Consider the following 18,486-nt stretch of genomic DNA (forward strand, 5'->3'; position numbering starts at 1 on the left):
CGATCCCCATAAAGTCTTAAAATATTGTTAATTTCAGCCAAACCTCTCGACCTTCAACTTACAAGTATCACCTAAAATCACTATGGCTATCGGCTACGTCGCGCTTGTACTCCACGCACATCTACCCTTCGTTCGTCACCCAGAAAGTGACTACGTGCTGGAGGAAGAATGGCTCTATGAAGCCATAACAGAAACCTACATCCCCTTATTAAAAGTATTTGAAGGCTTAAAGCGAGACGGTATCGACTTTAAAATCACGATGAGTATGACACCACCTCTTGTGTCAATGCTTCGCGATCCTCTGCTTCAAGAACGCTATGAAGCACACTTAGCCCAACTAGAAGAACTTATAGCATTAGAAGCAGAACATAATCTCAACAACGGACATCTTCGTTATTTAGCCGAACATTACGCTACTGAGTTTAGCGAAGCGCGTCAGCTATGGGAACGCTACGGCGGTGACTTGGTGACTGCTTTTAAGAAGTTCCAAGACAGTAACAACCTGGAAATAATCACTTGCGGTGCAACTCACGGCTATTTACCGTTGATGAAAATGTATCCGCAAGCAGTGTGGGCGCAAATTCAGGTAGCCTGCGAACATTACGAACAAACTTTTGGAAAAGCACCTAGAGGCATTTGGTTGCCTGAATGTGCCTACTATGAAGGTTTAGACCGGATGCTAGCCGATGCTGGATTACGCTACTTCCTCACTGATGGGCATGGTATCCTTTACGCCCGTCCCCGTCCGCGCTTTGGCACTTACGCCCCAATTTATACAGAAACGGGTGTTGCTGTCTTTGGTCGAGATCAGGAATCTTCCCAACAGGTATGGTCTTCTGAGGTGGGCTATCCTGGGGCGGCAGAATATCGAGAATTTTACAAAGATTTGGGCTGGGAAGCAGAATATGAGTATATTAAGCCCTATATTATGCCCAATGGTCAACGGAAAAATACGGGCATCAAGTATCACAAAATTACTGGACGTGGCTTAGGTCTATCAGATAAGGCACTCTACGATCCGTATTGGGCTAGGGAAAAGGCCGCAGAACACGCTGCTAATTTTATGTATAATCGAGAGCAGCAATCTGAGCATCTCTATGGTATAATGCAGCGTCCGCCAATTATCGTTTCGCCTTATGACGCAGAGTTATTTGGACATTGGTGGTATGAAGGCCCTTGGTTTATCGATTACCTATTCCGCAAGTCGTGGTATGACCAAGGAACATATAAAATGACCCATTTAGCAGACTATTTGCGGGAACAGCCGACGCAGCAAGTCTGTCGTCCTTCGCAGTCAAGCTGGGGTTTCAAGGGTTTCCATGAGTATTGGTTGAATGAAACGAATGCGTGGATTTATCCGCATTTGCACAAAGCTGCTGAACGGATGATTGAAATCTCCCACCTGGAACCAGAGGATGAGTTGGGATTGAAAGCATTGAACCAAGCGGCGCGGGAACTGCTATTAGCGCAATCTTCCGACTGGGCATTTATTATGCGGACGGGAACTATGGTACCTTATGCAGTCAGACGGACGCGATCGCACCTGATGCGCTTCAACAAACTCTATGAAGACGTTAAAGTTGGCAAAATTGATAGTGGTTGGCTCGAAAAAGTCGAGTTAATGGATAATATCTTCCCCGAAATCAACTATCGTGTCTACCGTCCGCTATAGTTTCACATAAAGTAATTAACGAAAATCGGCGGGAATCCCAGTCTTTGAAGGGATGGGAGGAATAGCCGCCCGCCGATTTAGTTATTAGTCATTGGTACTAAGACTTGCAAATAAAAAACATCCCAAACTTACGCATCATCTAACAGAACACAAGGCGCGATCGCCCTTGACGTTGTATCCATAAATCTAAGTACTGCTTATAACACTCTTGAATCCATCCCCAATCAGATATTAAACTTCATCAGGATTTATCCCAAGCTGTCTCAAGCGTTCTGCTAAACGCTGGGCTTTTTGCTGTTCTTGTTCTAATTGGGATGTTAATAACTGGGATTTTTCCTCACCAGTTAGTAATAAATTTCCCTGTGCATCCCACCAACGCAACCAGGGCGCTGTAGTATTTCCATACTGTCCTTCCCAAATACCCAATTCGACGCCCATCAAGGAAATCTCATAGTGTCCACGTTCGTTAGCTGTGAGTTGCTGATACCTACCATCAACTAAGTGATAAACCTCAATTGCAGCTTTGCTAAATTCGTAAATGCCATAAAAAGGTACGCGGATTGCTTGCTCATATACCCAGAATTTACCAGTAATTGGAGTATTATCTCTTTCTTCTGAACCATCCCCAGAAGCGAATTCCAGTACAATTAGGGGAGCGATATATTCTTGCCACAACACATACGAGCGTCGAAACTGACCATTTAACATAGGTGCAACATTCGGGACGTAAAACCAATCGGGTGTTTCGGCACCGCGTTCAGGTGGTTCGGTCAAACGCCAGTAAATGCCACAATCTTGACCAATACAATATTGATTATCTGAGTGAATTTGCTGTAATATAGCTTGAACGGAGTCAGTTAGAAGTATGCTTTGCGGGTGTTCTTGAAAATTTTTCACAAAAGTTCCATCTGACTCTGGTAACTCAGTATGGTTGGGAAGATGAGTAATGCCTAGTTCGGATATTTTGGCAATAGTCATTGAACTCTGGCGCGAGTTAATCGGCTTATTTATCTTAGCACTGCTCCGATAAAAGGGTTGATGGTGGGTAGTTTACTGTCCAATAGTTAGCTATTTTAAAACTGTGATATCCCTCTTTTGTCACTCTCCGAAAACATTTGCCATTTCTGGATTCTAGAGCTTTTGTATAGCAAGCGATCGCGCGATTCTTTTCTAATAACAAATACAAGACCAATTTTTTTCTAATAGTATAGCTTGTATTGATTGCCTCATCAGGCTTCTAGCGATCGCCCTCCCGGAGAGTGACAGAAGAGGGATATAGCGGTTCTCAGTCGAGTGAGGTACAAGAACCCTACCCCCAACCCCCTCTCTGCAAGCGAGGAGGGGACTATAATATACCTCATGTGATTAGTAAACGCTATATTGACTCATTACAGCTAGGATTTTCTGTGATTATTGCTCAATATTGCCTTTTATAATTCTTCTCAATTACCTACCAGAACACAAGGCGCGATCGCTATTTATTATCTTTTGATTAGTCTGCAAATAATCATGGAGCAAATAGCAACCCTGCGCGAGTAATTTTTCTAGTTGAATATCTGCTAAATTCTGTAAAATCACCGTACCGTTAGCACTTCCCGCAGCCAAAGTTTTACCGTCATGGCTGAAAGTGACGCTGGTTAATTCATCCTTATAACCTTTCAAAGCAATGAGCAACGTCCCTTCTCGGTTCCAAAGCCTCACGTTGTCATCACTGCTGGCTACCAGAGTCTTACCATCGGGGCTAAAACTGACACTGATGAAACTATCGCCATCTCCCGTGAGATTATTTAGCAGTTCACCATCTCGGCTCCAAATCTTCACTGTGCTATCAATACTAACTGAAGCGATCGCCTGACTATCTGGCGACCAAGCAACCCCATTTACCCGGCGGATATGACCAGTTAATGTGTATAGCAATTTACCATCTACACTCCAGATTTTCACGGTTTTGTCATCACTGGCTGAGGCTAGCAACTTGCCATCAGGACTAAAGCTGACCCAATTCACCGCATCTTGATGTCCCTGCAATGTGTTGAGTAGTTGACCGTTACGACTCCAAAGTTTGACTGTTTTATCTTTACTAGCTGAAGCTATTACTTGACTATCAGGCGACCAAGCAACACTCAAGACGGCATCATTATGACTCTGTAAGGTGTTGAGTAATTGACCGTCATAACTCCAAAGTTTTACCGTTTTATCTTTACTAGCTGAAGCTATTACTTGACCGTCGGGGCTGAAACTAACGCCCCAAACTTGACCTTTATGCCCTGTGAATGTACGGATAAGTTTACCGTCTCGACTGAAAAGTTTTACAGTTTTATCACGGCTTGCTGCTGCTAAAGTGCGATCGCCTGGGCTAAAACTGATGCTAGTAACCCAGTCATCATTATCAGCTTTGGGCTTTCGCAATAACACATCGTCCCAATGCCAAAGTTTAATAGTTTTGTCCCGACTGGCAGAAGCCAGGGTGCGACCGTCTGGGCTGAAACTGACGCTATTCACCCAATTATTATGTCCTTTCAGGGTTCCCAGCAATACACCTTCAGAACTCCAAAGTTTGATTGTCTCATCGGTACTTGCAGAAGCGATCGTTTTACCATCGGGGCTAAAACTGACGCTGGTAACTCCAGCACTATGCCCCGATAAGGTTCGCAGTAGCTTACCATTCAGATTCCACAGTTTGATTGTCTGGTCTAAACTAGCAGAAGCAATAGTTTGACCATCGAGCGACCAAGCTACACTTATGACTGCATCTTCATGTCCCTGCAAGGTGTTGAGTAATTTCCCGTCCCGACTCCACAGTTTCACCGTCTTGTCAGCACTCCCAGAAGCTAGGGTTTGTCCATCGGTTGACCAAGCGACACTCAAAACTGCACCATTATGTCCCTGCAAGGTTTTGAGTAATTTCCCGTCCCGACTCCACAGTTTCACCGTCTTGTCAGTACTCGCCGAAGCAATAATTTGACCATCTGGGCTAAAACTGACACTATTTACTACAGCTTGATGCCCTAATAGAGTTGCAAGCAATTGACCCTCTCGACTCCAAAGTTTTATTGTCTTATCTTGACTGGCAGAAGCAAGGATTTGACTATCGGGGCTAAAACTGACGCTATTGACTACATCATCATGCCCCGACAAGGTTTTGACCAAGCTACCATCGGGACGCCAAAGTTTGATTGTATTATCCGCACTGGCTGAGGCAATTAAAGAGCGATGGCTCTGCCAACCCCAAGGGGGAACGCTGCTAAATGTAACACTATTCACTCCAGATATATGCCCTTCTAAGCGGTTATACTCCCTTACCCCCGAAACTGCTTGATAAAGCGCCGTCTGTACTTGCTCTCTTGTATAGGAATCTACCCAGACTGTTTGTTGTAATTTTATCCCTGCTTTTAAACCTTCCTTTAAAGCATCAATACCTTTTTGTGAGGCAAAGAGGGCTTCACTGGATACACTCAGGGTTTTAATTTCGCTATCTATTGCTGTGACTATGGAAACACTTAACCCCAATATGGCAAGAACGGAAGCTGTCAGGGCGATTTTCAGCGAACGATTTAATTTAGCTTCACTGACCCTTTGTTGTTCTTGACTTTCTGCGAGTTTAGCTGTTAACTCTTTTTCTTTAAGTTGAGCTCGCAATTGCTCAATTTCTAACTGGCTTAATTCTTCCCGCTTTTGTAACTCCCGCAATTCTGTTAATAAATCTAATCCTTGTTGGGTATGAGGAACTACGAATTTAGAACGCTGCTTATTTTGGAGTTCGCTTTTAAGTCGCTCAATCTCAGCTTTACTTTGTTCTACTTTGTAGCGTAGTTGATTAAGTTGTACCTGTAAGCTCGATTCTTGTTGTTGCAGATAGCGAATCAAGTCTACTAAATAATCGTGAATCAGTTGATAGCGTTCTGGGACATCAGGAAAGAGAACTACTAAACCGGAACTAACTAAAATATCTAATACTAACTCTAATTTGCTTGCATCTTCTAACTCTGCTAGCTGCGCTGCTAATTCAGCACGAGTTTTAAAAGGTCGGTTGTTACTTTCATCTGTTAGTAAGTATAAGACGAGTAAAGCGGCTCGTTCGTTTTCTGGGCCACAGTCTTTAATCAGTTCCTTAAGATATCGCTCGATGAGTTTGTTGGGTCTATAGGGCTGATATTCTTCTAGTGTAGTAATGCGTTCATCTTGAATTTGCGCTCCCACAACTTGTAATTCAATGGGGCGGACTTCTCCAAATTCGGTTGATAAATCTTCGATTAAGGCATCAATTAAAGCTGGTTCTAAATTAAACTGCGATCGCTCGGTTAATTTTCGGATAATTGCTTTAGCATATTCTGGCGAAAAATTATTTAATTGATAGCGGATATGCTTATCGAGAATATTATTATTAATCGCTTCCAGTGCCGAGAGATGTTTAAAGTCTAATAACCGATGTAAATAATCTTCTCGCAAGGAAAGGATAACTTTGACAAAGGGTATATTCAGGCAGTCACTAATAAATTTATCAAACTCTTGCTTTTGATTGCGATCGCTATAACCAAAGAAAAATTCTTCAAACTGGTCAAAAATCAAAACCGTGATCAGATGGTTGTCAGCATTTTCTTTTAGTTGTTGTAAAATTCTGAGGATGGTAACAGATGTGCCAGAGTAAGGTAAAGTCTCTGGTTCAATGGCTGCTTCTGGCTGAAGATCGGCATAAATGGCAAGGGATGCGTCACTAGACATCGCCTCACTTAAAGATTTCCCTAATTCCCGCGCCCAATCGGTGTAAACTTGCAATACCACAGGCACGGCTATTTGATCGCCAATGGCTCGATTTTGCAGCGCTGGAACTAAACCCGCCGTGACGGTAGAACTCTTACCCACCCCTGACTGTCCGTGAATCACCGTCAACTTTTGATCGGCGCGGCTAATTCTGCCAATTAAGTTATTAATATCACGCTCCCGACCAGAAGCAGCAATTTCTAAAGCAACGGTGCTACTTCCAGAAGGTGCCATCAATGCGGGGTTTGTCGCCTGTCTTTGGGGTTGCAAGCGTCCTGCACCAATAAAAGCCCGAAAACCATACTGCTGTTCAACAGAACGCCGTTTCTGTCGAATGCAATAGGCTTCTAGATAGCGCCCTTCTTCAAAGTATAGCGATCGCAGTGTCCGCAATAAGCGAATATAACGATGGGCATCGTATTGATGGGCACTGTTTTCTAAGGCTGCTGGTAGTTCTTTTGTTGCCTTATCTAAGTATTCATGAGCTATTACTAGTTCACCTAAATTCCGCTGTGCCTTCGCCAATACTAAATAGTAAATTTGCCCCAATAATAATGGAAACAAGCAATTATAAGGGTCGTTGTGCTTTTGCGCTTCACCTAATTTCAGCAGGGATACGTGTGCTAAAATACTCGCCTGTACCCACCGCGACTGCTGCACAGCCACTTGTGCGAGAAAACCGTAGTCACAAGCTAATTGGATTTGACTACCATAAGTTTGATGTAACTCCAGGGATTTTTGAGCAACAGTCTGCAACTCTTCCCACTCTTGCAGATATTGCAAAACCTCTGCAAGTTGATTAATGAATCCAGCAACTATATCTAAACGCCCAGCCACCTGCAAGATATTTAAACACTGCTGAAAATAAGATTTAGCTATATTCCAATGGCGGCGGTTTTCTGTTTGATTTTGCTCTGCAAAACGGCAGTAACACAGCCCAATATAAAACAACAAAATTCCCTGTCGTAGCAGTAGGGGAGATGGGCGATTAGGAGGCGTAGACGAAGAAAATACCCCCTCATCTCCCCCTGCTCCCCTGCTCCCCTGCTCTCCTGCTTCCTCAGTCTCCGTCAACTTTTGCCAAACTTGCAAGCTTTGCTGAAAATGGCTTAAAGCTTTATTGATGCGATCGCTAATATAATTATCTAGACCAAAAACAAATTCTAAACTAGCGTATAATTCTGGCTCTAAGGTAATACCACGATTGTGCAATTCTCTAATGGCAAAGTGGAGTTCATAGCTATGTTCCCAGACTTGCTCGACAGTGGAATAATGCTTTGCAACTTGCAGATTTTGATGTTGTGCAGTATCACTAAATAACACCGTAGCAAATAAAGAGTCCGTTTCCTGTTGCAGAAATTGCAGCAGTGATTGAGTTGTCATTTCAAACTGAATCGGTGTCGCCGCCCAACTAGCAAAATCTGGTGCTAAACGGACTACCTTTTGCAATATTTCTTCATTCACCCACAAAATCATCGGAAATGGGTGACGTTTGCGAAATTCATCCCGAATATGATTAATAGACCTGAGTAAATCATCGATTCCATCTACTGACTCTAAACCCAAAATCATCAACGCCGATGGCGGACGATCTTCGGTGAGTAGTTGTAAATGAATACTTGTGTAAAGACTTCTAGCATTATGTGGCAAAACGACCTTTAAAATTTGGTGTACTCCTGAAGAGAGTTCTTCGAGTCGTTGCAGCATTCGCTCTTGCAAAGCTCGATAATTGCAGCACACCAAAACCAGAGAAAATTGACCGCTAGAAAGGGTAATTGCTCTCCCTAAACTCCGCAAAGCCCGCTCATTAGCTGCTCTGACATCTACTTGTGGGTGTCGTTCAACCATGATTTAAATTTTTCCGTCTCTGCTAGAACTGGGTTGACGGCAAACCAAGCTCCCTGATGATCGCGGTATTCAAATACAAACAAACTTCGCAAGAGTGTGTAGTATTCTATATCACCTCTAACTCTCTGCTGTTGCACCACCTGAAAGATTAATTCCCACTCCTGGGGATCGATGGCGTTAGCTCGGTAATCTCGCTGTCTTTGAATTACCAATTCGACACACTCCCGCTCAAAGGGTGGATCTTGTTCTCGCAGACAGTCAAACAGCAACCCTAGTAAGTCGCGTACATGACCACCACTAATCAAGCACAATCGATCTAAGGTTTCTAGACTATCAAACACTTCTGTAATTAAGCCTAACCGATCGCTAGCTAAAATGTCTGGAAAAGCTCTAGCTAGAACCATTTGCCGCAACATTGTTAGCCCTTGCGGAAAAATCTCGCCAGAGCGCAGACGTACAGGTATCATCGGCAAAACTTTTGGTGCGACTCCACCCCCCAAACGATGCTGTAGTTCGGCGCTATCGTTGGAAAAAGTCAAAGCTAGGGGAATAGTGTAGACTACATGACAACTCAGTTTGCGTAATTGTTCACCACGCTGAATAAATAAATATTCTGGCAGCGATCGCCCCGATGGTAAAGGTCTAATTGCGACTCGATCCAAGTTATCAACAATCACTACCAGTCCTTTTTTCCCCCTAGCTTTTAGTTCCTTAGTGGCAGGTTCTAGTAATTCTTGATTAATTGACTGTAAAATATTTGCTGTTCGCGGTTCTAGATAATCTCTTAGCCGCCGCCGCAATTGGGGACTTTCTTTAGTTTTAGCTGTAATTTTGGCAATTCCTACAGATAACTCTGCTTCTACCCCAAGTTCAATAGGCGTTTGCAGAAAATCGACAATTTCACCAAACAACTTGGTAAAATAGGCCGGCTTGAGCCTAATTTTCATCGCTTCTAAGCTTTCACTTACTTGTCCTGCGATCGCTAACAAAATATCAGTCACATCCACATCGGCCATTTCTAAGACGTGGGTAGACTCAAAGTAAACTACATGAAATTGCTCTACTTCTAACTCAGCTTGCAGCCGCAACAACTCCGTTGATTTTCCACAGCCGAGATGTCCGGTAAATAGCTGGCAAGTTGGAGAATTCGGCGAGATTCGAGCGATCGTGCGCTGCAAAGCCTCGATGATTTTACCACCCCGCACCGCAGCAAAATCGATATAGTACCTGCGATCGCTAGGGTTTCCTATAATTAGAGGTCTGCTTGGATTGCAAGCCTGATAAAATCTTTCTAAATCTAGGAGCATAACTAATCAAGTTCACTCAGGAATGGGGATGAAAAAATTTACTAGATAAATATATTGATTTTAGGTAATTTATGCCTTATTTTAATCAAACTACTAACTAAGCTAGCAGTATTCGGGATAATTGTTTATATCTATAGGAATCCGATTTGATTACTGAACTTACTTGTGTAGGGAGAGAACTCCTAACTGGGAAGAAGGGAATAGACGTGTACTGAGTTTTTTCACCCAATCAAAGACGAGTCCTATATGTTTGATATAGCATATATTAATGGTGATGTTTGAGTTAAAGTAAGCAAAAATACTACTACTATAGCGATTCTAAATGAGTTGTAGAAATCGAGAGACTTGATCCCCGACTTCTTTGATAAGTCGGGGATCTTATTGTTCACGAATGATTTAGGACTGCTATATAAGTACAAATAGCAAAAATATCTAATATTAAATAAGGTACTCTTATGAATATTAAAAATATCCAACACAAAAAAAGGTACTGTTAAGTACAATTTTGTCGCTATCTTGAAGAGAGCATTTTAACGAAAGCAAATATAAGCTGTTGGACATTTAACTTGCATATTACCTGGCATTAAAACTCTTGTGGGGTGGGCATCTTGCCCGCCCTAGTTATGCAAATTAAAAGTACATTAGCTTACCAAGCGATTAGAAATCGCAGCTACAAAAACCTACTCCTTTGGAGAACCTGGAAGGTAGACCGCCTATGCAGACTCAAATAATTTTAAACCCATCTCCGTGGGTTTTGTCTGTATAGCCAAGCCAGTGCGGTCTTCTCCCAAAAGGGGAGGCTAGCACCTTCGCGGATGGAGCGTCTCGTAGAGAAGGGGATTTCCCCCATGAGCAACTGGCGCGCGACTTCTAGTCGCCAGGGCTAATCATAATTTAGACTTTTAAAAATGTGGATAACTGCTGGAGAATATTCTGATCTTGGTATGGATTAATATCAGCAAAAATACCAAGAACTGATTCTCAAAAACCTCAGGCTTTTGGTTTGGAACTTATTCCTAAGCTGTTGCGCCTGCAAATTGCATCACAGGCGATTAGGCAAAACCTGTAAATCCTCTTGTTTGCTCCCTGCACCCCTGCTGCCTCAATGTGCAAACTATAATCACAACAGCTTATTTCTCACCCTACCGAATGTGTTTCTTGAAAAAATACCGTCAGTATTTTGATCGCACTTTGGAAAAAGAGCAGTGGGGAATTAGTGAGGTTTTGACAAATGCAAAAAATTTGCGATGGGCAAGCTACGAGCCAATCACTTAATGGTAATGAAGAATGGGTAAGAGCGATCGCTAACTAAGCCACTATTACCGATTACCAGTTACCGATAATTAATTTATAACTTGCCATCGATCTTTGGAACCTTAATACTTCTTGGCAAGAGTTTTAGTGCCTGTATCAGTTTGCATAGAATGCTTGACAAGATTAGCCAGTTCGTCTAACTGGCTAATTGCTTCCGCACCTTCTAGCTTCATTAATTCGCGGTCATCCCGCATCTCCGTCCAAGTGATCCCGTAATCGGACACTAAAAACCGAATTAGATGGTTATCACCCAAGCTAACCATAAATGATGCACTATTCATTTGGTCGCCACAGGTGTAGCAAGACGCAGGATACCCACGCCGCTCAAGTACAACCGCCAATGCTTGCAGGTTCATTACCAAGTCTTGGACGAATTGTCGATGTTGATGTGCTAGTCTCAGAAACACTTTTGTCCTCCAGACACCACAGTTATTTGAGTCTCTTTTATATTTTCTTTAGATTTTCTCATCCACTGGTATTGTAAACTATTCACTACAATTACCAGACAGATAATATTGAGTCGTTAATTGACTACCTTGTTTAGGGTAGCGGATCGGGGTTTTGAGGGCCGTATCAAACTATTCAGTTTGCAAATTCAAAATCTCGGACAGAATTGCTAAATTTAACTATATCTTCATACACTTCTGTCAGGGTAGATTCTTACAAGAAGCGATCCGCTTTAAGAGTAACTTAAATTTAGCACTAGTCAAGTGCGGAAAAGCTATATATTTCGTTTTTATTGATGACATTTAGCCAAGTTGACTATAAGTAGAAGCTATGACATAGTTTTACGTCACTATAGTGTCTTTTACTCAGATATTTGGTCTATTCTCTTTCTACCGTAGATTTTGGTATAGACAAATGACGAAGTATACCAAAATCATTCCTCCTGTATACATAAAGTTAAACAGATGACAGTGCAAATCTCATATTCCGTGCTAATAGTAGGTCAATCGTAGCTCTTTACACAAACTTCACGTAATTGATAGACTAATAGGCTTGGGTTAGAGACTTCCAAATAAAAAAATATCCAACTATTTATTGTGGGGTGAGCGTCTCGCTATTGGTGTCAACTTAACGTGAAAGCAAGTCTAGAACTAGCTTTTAGATTGCCTCGTTCCCAGTCCCGACTGGGAATGCTTGTCTTTGAGGCTCCGCCTCTCTTTACTAGCGGCAGAGCCGCTTTTGAGTTGCGTTTCTAGCCGGAGGCTGGAAACAAGGTTTGAAAAGGGTTTTAGCTTAAGTGTATTGATTGATAGACAAAACAAATCAACCCAACACTGACAATACCTATCAGGAGAGCAATGTTGTCATTTAGGCAATATTTTTAGCTATTTTGGGAATATAAACCGCCAATTTGACAATTTGGTGCAATCTTTCACCAATAATTACGAATTACGTAGCTTGCTTCTCGCTAGAGGCGAGTATTACCAATTAGTAGACTACTTGCCACCAACCGAAAGCTGGGCCGATAAAACGGATAGTTGCCCATCCGACAACCATAATACCAATGCCTATCCAAGCACCACGAGTAGTCCAAGTGACAAATTGTTCGCCTTGAGTTTTTGTGATGGGAACCCAAGGCAAGATGCGAGCCTCTTGACCGTATGTTTCCTTCTGTGTGGTTTTACGACGTTTTGCTTCACCCATAATCAGCAACTCAAATTCTACTTAGGTTCTAAATTTATTTTGCCAGGAATCATCGCTACAGAGAGGCGATGATTCGCATATCTTCTATAAGCTGATAATAGTGCTTGCTTTGATGCGATCGCCTTTTGGTTGACAAAATTTAAATTGAGTATCGGGCAAAACAGTTCCGAGTTCCGTTAGTGGTAGCTGGGCGTTTAGCCCATTTCGAGTGGGGAATCTCACTTCTTTACTCATTACTCATTACTCATTACTCAGCACTCCTAAAGGGCATTGGTGACTAGACTTTAGGCAGAATTTTCCTCATCAGTATTAGAAAACAGACTGGGATCTAGATAGTTAATGCGTGCCAGAGGACTTAAAGCAGCGAGAATTTGAGCGCCGTAGCTGCGGTTAACTACACGACTATCAAGTAAAGCTACGATGCCTTGACTTTCTCGTACTGGAGCGATCGCCCGTTGTAATTCATTTAAAGCTGCTGGCAACAAGTATAAACGGAACCAATCTTGATGCGATCGCTTATAAAGAGCTACCCTACCAGCTACCAGAGGATTTTCCAAAGATGGTAAGGGTAAAGTCGCAATGATTAACAGATGAGGTGCTGGCAAAACTCGTTGATGTTCTCGCCAAAATTCCCAACCGCTAATCAAAATACCATTTTCATCCAAACAAGTTTTTTCTACTTGCACCCGCGAACCAAACTCTGAGGCCAAAATTGTCGCAACTTGAGCCTTCAGTGGTACATCCCCCACCAAGATCACCGTCAATCCTGGTACTGTCGCACTTAAACAAACCAGTGTGCGAACTTTGTGAATAAATGCCGCTTGAAACTCTGGTGTGTTGGGTAGAGGCAACTTATAAGGTACATAAAGTTGAATTGCTTCTGCTTGACTCTCCGAAGAGAACTTCAGGCAAGTTAAATCTTCCAAACCCAGGCGTTGCCGGAAAAGGGGAGCCTCAGTTTCCGGTTCGATGGCGCTACCAACTAAAACTACTGGTTGTCGCTGCCAAATTGGCGAGAGTATTTCGCCTAATTCCATTGGGGCATAGTGCAAAGAAAATAAACCTTGTCGATGGGCAATAGTCGCCCAGAAGAGGGCAGGGGGGGCAGGGGAAGCAGGGGGGGAAAGATTTTCATCAAGGGTTTGAAGTTGTTGCCAGAATTGTTTCCAAGGTTCTGGCAGTGATTGTACTGACTCTAAAGCCAAATATAGACGACTCAAAATTTCTATTTCTGGCTGGGAAATTAGATAGCACTGATATGGATTAGCCGGATGCTGAAAAAGTTCGTGTGTTAGTTGTATCCGTGCTTCGCGAATTGCCTCAGCTTGGTTTGGACAAGCCAGCATCAGTTGATCCCAATCATGGGGTTGAATATCTTGGGTAAGTTGATCGCGCACCCAATCTTCGAGATCGTCTACCCCATCAATAATTGTGGGAATACCTTGGGGAAAGCGATCGCCACCAGCCAATTGTCCTCTTAACCAAGCTTCTGGGGAGATTAGCAGTAGCCCTTGAAACTGGGCATCAGGCCAAGCGTCACCTGTTCTAATCGATTTATTGGTTGGTAGCCACTGCTGTAGGCGGGGAATTTCTACCCGCAGCAGAAGTTGCTGCACTGCTTCTTGAGCAACAATAATTACAGGGCCATGCCACATTAGGGCTGATGCTACGAAACTAGTACGATACCGCCCTTGATAACCACAAACTGCCCCGACTTGAATTAGGGCGCTACGTCCCAGGCGCAAGGCGCGTGCTACCAACCGTGCCATCGTCAAATGATGGGGCCAGGAAGGGAACCCCGCTTGCGATCGCAAAAAGTTATGTAGTGACAAATGAACTTCTGCCTCAATCACACGCTTTTAATTCCATACAAAGTGACTTTTACTGCCAATTGCCCCATTTCTATTATCTTGTTATTTGTCCTTTGTCATTTGTGATCCAAAAATAATGACCAATGACTAATGACCAATGACCAATCACCCAATACCCTGAATTATGCCAACTTACACAGGAATTTCCAGCGAAGCCTTCAGGCATCCACTAGATCGCCAAGCCGAGCAAGCTTTACGAAATTTACCAGGATTTGATTTAATCGCTCGTAAATTTGTGGAATTTATCTACGAACGCCCTCAATTAGTCTATCTAATGGGTAACACCATCCAAGTCGGGCCGCGTCAGTATTCCACTATTTACCAGATGTTTCGCGAATGCGTCCGGGATTTAGATATTTACCCAGAACCAGCACTGTTTGTTTCGCAAAATCCCGAAGCAAATAGCTATGCGTTGGGGCAAGAGAATCCTTACATAGTTATAAATACAGGGATATTAGACTTACTAGACGAAACCGAGATTCGGACGGTGCTAGCCCATGAACTGGGGCATATTAAATGTGGTCATACTATTTTAATTCAAATGGCGATGTGGGCAATGAATGCTGCCTCTGCCTTGGGAGAATTGACCTTCGGCATCGGTAATATTGTCACCCAAGGCTTGATTTACGCCTTTTTTGAGTGGCGACGCAAAGCTGAGTTATCGTCAGATCGTGCTGCACTATTAGTGGTGGATGACTTGAATCCGGTGATGTCAACGATGATGAAACTCTCTGGCGGTAGTCACAAATATGCCAATGAGTGCAGTTTACAAGAGTTCATCAAGCAGTCAGAAAATTATCAGGCGTTGGATGAAGATGGACTGAATCAGATATATAAATTCTTGATCTACAATGGCGCTCAGGGTACGATGTTGAGCCATCCTTTCCCTGTTGAACGCTTGCATTACTTACGGGCGTGGGCAGTATCCGAAGAATACCAGCAAATTCGCCGAGGAAATTATCAGCGATCGCCCGCTTCTGGATCGGTAAATGTTTCAGCAGAATCTTCCGAAAATCAAACAGAAACTTTACGCCGTCAAATTGAAGAATTACAACGGGAAATCGACAGAATCAGAAGGAATCAGTAGTTTTTATTAAGGAGGCAGAAGGTTTTACCTCAGTTGAGGATTCAGCCTCCTCCTCAAATAAATAGCCTCAAATTTTTAATTTGCTGGGGTCTTCTATGGGAAATTAAAATCCTTAGAGAATAACCAGATAATTACTCCAGTTCCCAGTACACAAATAATTCCCGCCAAACCAGCTAGGGGTTTTTTATTCTTACCGGTAAACCAGTCAGAGACTTTACCAGTGTAAGTAATTAGTTCTGCTGTATCTATGGTAGCGATCGCCCATACCCATCCCGCGTGCAATCCCCAAGCTAAACCCAAATTACCACTGGCGGCAAAGCGTGCCAACACCAGCACCATTCCCATCAGCCACAATCCAGGCATTTGGGGTAAAGTTTCGCGTTGCTCCCAAACCAGATGTAACAAGGCGAAAATCAAGCTAGAAATTACTGCTGCTACCCAAACTGGATAATCTTGCGCTAATTCTGTGAACAGGAAACCGCGAAAAACTAACTCTTCTATCCCACCGACTAACAACGCTATGAATAAAATCGGTAGCAATATGGGTGGTAGTAACTTGAAATTCGTCTTTTCAAAAGAACATAAACCTAACCCGAATTGTCCACCAAATACAATAGCTAGGCTCCCGACTCCCAAAGCAAAACCTAGTACTAAATAGCCAAGAGTTGAAAGATTACCAACAAAGCCGTAATCTGAAAAAGATTTATTAGTCAGCCAAACAACTCCCCAGAGAATCAGAGGAGCTAATAGGTAAAGTGACACCAATAATGGCATCTTTTGCTCTGGCTGCAAAGGTTTAAAGGGTTGCCAATTTAGCAATATTGCTGATACTGTTGCTACTGGCAACCAGCAAACTATCCAGCAAACAAAAAATGCCACCACTATCACTAGTGCTGGTGCATTTTCTATAAATGCCAGTAAGGCGTTGACCGAAGGCTCAAAGAAAGTTCTCAAAATAAATAAAAAACACGATAGACTTTTTGCATTATAGATTTCTTGCCGATTAATCAAGACTCTACTAAATTTGGTGACTTCTGCAAGCGGTCTAATCGTATTTTTTACCTGGTTATCAGTTTGCTCTTGGGCTAGGGACAAGTTATCATCACCTGAAACTTATCCCTACCATCAGCAAATTTACTCTTCGTCTTCCAAATCTTCGTCTGATTCGTCAGAATCTATATCTTGTGAGGTTAGTTTTTTATCACTTTCACCTAGTTGAATCAGGTGAATATGTTTGTATCCCAGTCTAATTTCAAACTCATCTCCAGCCTTTAAGCCCATTGCTTTGGTATATGTAGCACCAATTACAATCTGACCATTTTGATGGACACTAACCCGGTATGTCGGTTCGCGTCCACGACCATCTTTTGGTGCTTCTGGACTTAGAGGAATTCCCCTAGCAGATAGCAAAGCGTCATAAAAATCAGTGAGATTGACACGAACCTGGTTATTCTTAGTAACAGTGTAATAGCCGCACTGTTTAGCTCTTTCTCGGCGTGGTAATGTGGAAAGTTCTTTTACTTTGGCAAGTAGTGCTTTTCCGGTTAATGGCGCGGTTGCAGTTTCAGTCATTATGCTCAAATTTTCCTTACTCTCTCCAAGCTGATAAACGATGTAGTCTTATGCCAGCATTTGACTTTTTAGCTTATGCATAGAGCTACTGAAGACCCTAATGTAACGGGTGAATTCCTGCCGATAGGAGCCAAAAGCACTTCTATATATGGTTGTCCACAACCAACTAGAGGCCATAGTTGCCATAGACATTAATTTTGGTGATGTTACGGCACTTTTAACCATTATTCGCCATCAGAAAGAAAACTATTTTTTCCTTTGGCGCTTCTGTAGCGGTGTAACTTTCAGCCACCTTTACAAATGGGCTAGGTTCTACTGTAAATAAGTCGTAGACCCAAAAAATTGCAGGTTTTTCACTTTCAGTGCTTGCCTTTCTTGCCAATGAACAAGTAAAGTTTTCTCTACTCGTCCTCTCAAGCTTAGGACAGCATAGTATTTCAATAGAGTCCTACGGGCATACACCCTTTTGTCCTGCCAGTAGAGACGCGAATTCTCTTGTCTCTACATTACGAATCAACAAAGCAGTAGTAACCGCGCTGATACGGCTATTGATTCTGGTTTTGTCACTTCGTAATTTTATATTAAATACTAGCATGGACTAATAATAGCAAAATAGTTGTTTAATTTTGAATTAAAGTTGCTGGTAAATTTTTATTTAAATTTCTGGACTTAAAAGTTGAAAAAAGCAGTGACGATTTTCCTAACCCTTTATTGCAAGCCTGAGCATTGCCATCTAGATTTTATAAAAATTTATATAATTGAGACTAGCAGTTTTGACCAGTGAGTTCAATCCAATATTTTCTTGATTGAGAGCAAGCCAAAAACCAAAAAGTCTCGCGTATCAGGGTTTCGCGGTTCTCTAACTTTTCTTTGAAAGTGGTGAGGATTTTTCCTCGGTTTATTATCTTCAGGTCTAAAGCGGTAAGAGGATTTTGCACGTCTGTCTATGGGAAGAACAAATCTCTTAACATCTGCCTAGTGATTGATTGCCACTACTATATATTAAACATGGGCTTTCACACTTCTATATAATCAGAAAATTCTGCCTTCGCTACCGCTTGACAGAATTTTAGAGTCAGGACTGCTTGACTCTAGTTGACATCAAGATGTGCTGCTAACCTCACATGCATTTCATTTGGATATGCTCGCTAGGTCAAAAATTAACCTAAGTTCCTTTTTAAGCAAACCCTCTTTCCTTTATATTCCCAAATAGGTAAATTCAATTCAAAGCGGCGATTACATTTTTGGCGTTTTAACTCAGAATTTGACAAAATTATTGCTTAAAGGGCTGCTACAAGTAAAATTTTAATGGTTATCCTTAAACTAGAATCAGTTGCCCTTTAATCGTCAGCCTATTAACATCAGAGTTTGAATTAAGGGCAAAAAAGTATAGCTCACTTTTCG

General features: G+C 42.4%; 11 protein-coding genes. 2 read left to right on the forward strand and 9 right to left on the reverse strand.

Translation table 11 applies throughout. The features are described 5' to 3' along the window. Window positions 1-82 precede the first annotated feature (82 nt). A complete protein-coding gene (locus tag V7L31_RS09775) occupies window positions 83-1,672 on the forward strand; it encodes a glycoside hydrolase family 57 protein (protein ID WP_334696041.1) in 1,590 nt (529 codons plus the stop codon). 231 nt (window positions 1,673-1,903) lie between these two features. Here V7L31_RS09775 and V7L31_RS09780 read toward each other — a convergent pair whose 3' ends face one another. From V7L31_RS09780 to V7L31_RS09810, 7 genes are all read right to left on the reverse strand, one after another. After that, window positions 1,904-2,650, reverse strand: coding sequence for a Uma2 family endonuclease (locus V7L31_RS09780; RefSeq protein ID WP_334696042.1), 747 nt, complete (start codon window positions 2,648-2,650; stop codon window positions 1,904-1,906). A gap of 468 nt (window positions 2,651-3,118) precedes the next feature. Continuing rightward, on the reverse strand, window positions 3,119-8,281 hold the full coding sequence (locus V7L31_RS09785) for an nSTAND1 domain-containing NTPase (RefSeq protein ID WP_334696043.1): 5,163 nt from the start codon (window positions 8,279-8,281) through the stop codon (window positions 3,119-3,121). Continuing rightward, entirely contained in the window at window positions 8,257-9,588 is a 1,332-nt protein-coding gene (locus V7L31_RS09790; RefSeq protein ID WP_334696044.1) for a P-loop NTPase fold protein, read from the reverse strand. The genes V7L31_RS09785 and V7L31_RS09790 overlap by 25 nt, the downstream gene beginning before the upstream one ends. A gap of 1,376 nt (window positions 9,589-10,964) precedes the next feature. Then, window positions 10,965-11,309 (reverse strand): DUF1815 family protein, encoded by a 345-nt coding sequence (locus tag V7L31_RS09795; RefSeq protein ID WP_334696045.1) that lies wholly within the window; start codon window positions 11,307-11,309, stop codon window positions 10,965-10,967. Window positions 11,310-12,336: 1,027 nt separating this feature from the next. Beyond that, window positions 12,337-12,552 (reverse strand): DUF2839 domain-containing protein, encoded by a 216-nt coding sequence (locus V7L31_RS09800; RefSeq protein ID WP_179066914.1) that lies wholly within the window; start codon window positions 12,550-12,552, stop codon window positions 12,337-12,339. 84 nt (window positions 12,553-12,636) lie between these two features. Further along, window positions 12,637-12,786 (reverse strand): hypothetical protein, encoded by a 150-nt coding sequence (locus tag V7L31_RS09805; protein WP_334696046.1) that lies wholly within the window; start codon window positions 12,784-12,786, stop codon window positions 12,637-12,639. 50 nt (window positions 12,787-12,836) lie between these two features. Next, window positions 12,837-14,405 (reverse strand): ATP-dependent DNA helicase, encoded by a 1,569-nt coding sequence (locus tag V7L31_RS09810; RefSeq protein WP_334696047.1) that lies wholly within the window; start codon window positions 14,403-14,405, stop codon window positions 12,837-12,839. Window positions 14,406-14,547: 142 nt separating this feature from the next. On the opposite strand from V7L31_RS09810, the gene V7L31_RS09815 reads away from it, so the two are divergent. After that, entirely contained in the window at window positions 14,548-15,510 is a 963-nt protein-coding gene (locus V7L31_RS09815; protein ID WP_334696048.1) for a M48 family metallopeptidase, read from the forward strand. A 93-nt stretch (window positions 15,511-15,603) separates the two neighbouring features. Here V7L31_RS09815 and V7L31_RS09820 read toward each other — a convergent pair whose 3' ends face one another. Both V7L31_RS09820 and V7L31_RS09825 read right to left on the reverse strand, forming a co-directional pair. Next, on the reverse strand, window positions 15,604-16,419 hold the full coding sequence (locus V7L31_RS09820) for a CPBP family intramembrane glutamic endopeptidase (protein ID WP_334696081.1): 816 nt from the start codon (window positions 16,417-16,419) through the stop codon (window positions 15,604-15,606). 225 nt (window positions 16,420-16,644) lie between these two features. After that, a complete protein-coding gene (locus tag V7L31_RS09825) occupies window positions 16,645-17,082 on the reverse strand; it encodes an AbrB family transcriptional regulator (protein ID WP_094350106.1) in 438 nt (145 codons plus the stop codon). Window positions 17,083-18,486 lie beyond the last annotated feature (1,404 nt).

The sequence above is a fragment of the Nostoc sp. genome (assembly GCF_036916655.1).
Taxonomy (GTDB): Bacteria; Cyanobacteriota; Cyanobacteriia; order Cyanobacteriales; family Nostocaceae; genus Nostoc.

Coding starts and splice junctions, on each gene's coding strand:
- V7L31_RS09775 (WP_334696041.1), top strand. CDS start 83: ATGGCTATCGGCTACGTCGCGCTTGTACTCCACGCACATCTACCCTTC.
- V7L31_RS09780 (WP_334696042.1), bottom strand. CDS start 2,650: ATGACTATTGCCAAAATATCCGAACTAGGCATTACTCATCTTCCCAAC.
- V7L31_RS09785 (WP_334696043.1), bottom strand. CDS start 8,281: ATGGTTGAACGACACCCACAAGTAGATGTCAGAGCAGCTAATGAGCGG.
- V7L31_RS09790 (WP_334696044.1), bottom strand. CDS start 9,588: ATGCTCCTAGATTTAGAAAGATTTTATCAGGCTTGCAATCCAAGCAGA.
- V7L31_RS09800 (WP_179066914.1), bottom strand. CDS start 12,552: ATGGGTGAAGCAAAACGTCGTAAAACCACACAGAAGGAAACATACGGT.
- V7L31_RS09805 (WP_334696046.1), bottom strand. CDS start 12,786: ATGAGTAAAGAAGTGAGATTCCCCACTCGAAATGGGCTAAACGCCCAG.
- V7L31_RS09815 (WP_334696048.1), top strand. CDS start 14,548: ATGCCAACTTACACAGGAATTTCCAGCGAAGCCTTCAGGCATCCACTA.
- V7L31_RS09825 (WP_094350106.1), bottom strand. CDS start 17,082: ATGACTGAAACTGCAACCGCGCCATTAACCGGAAAAGCACTACTTGCC.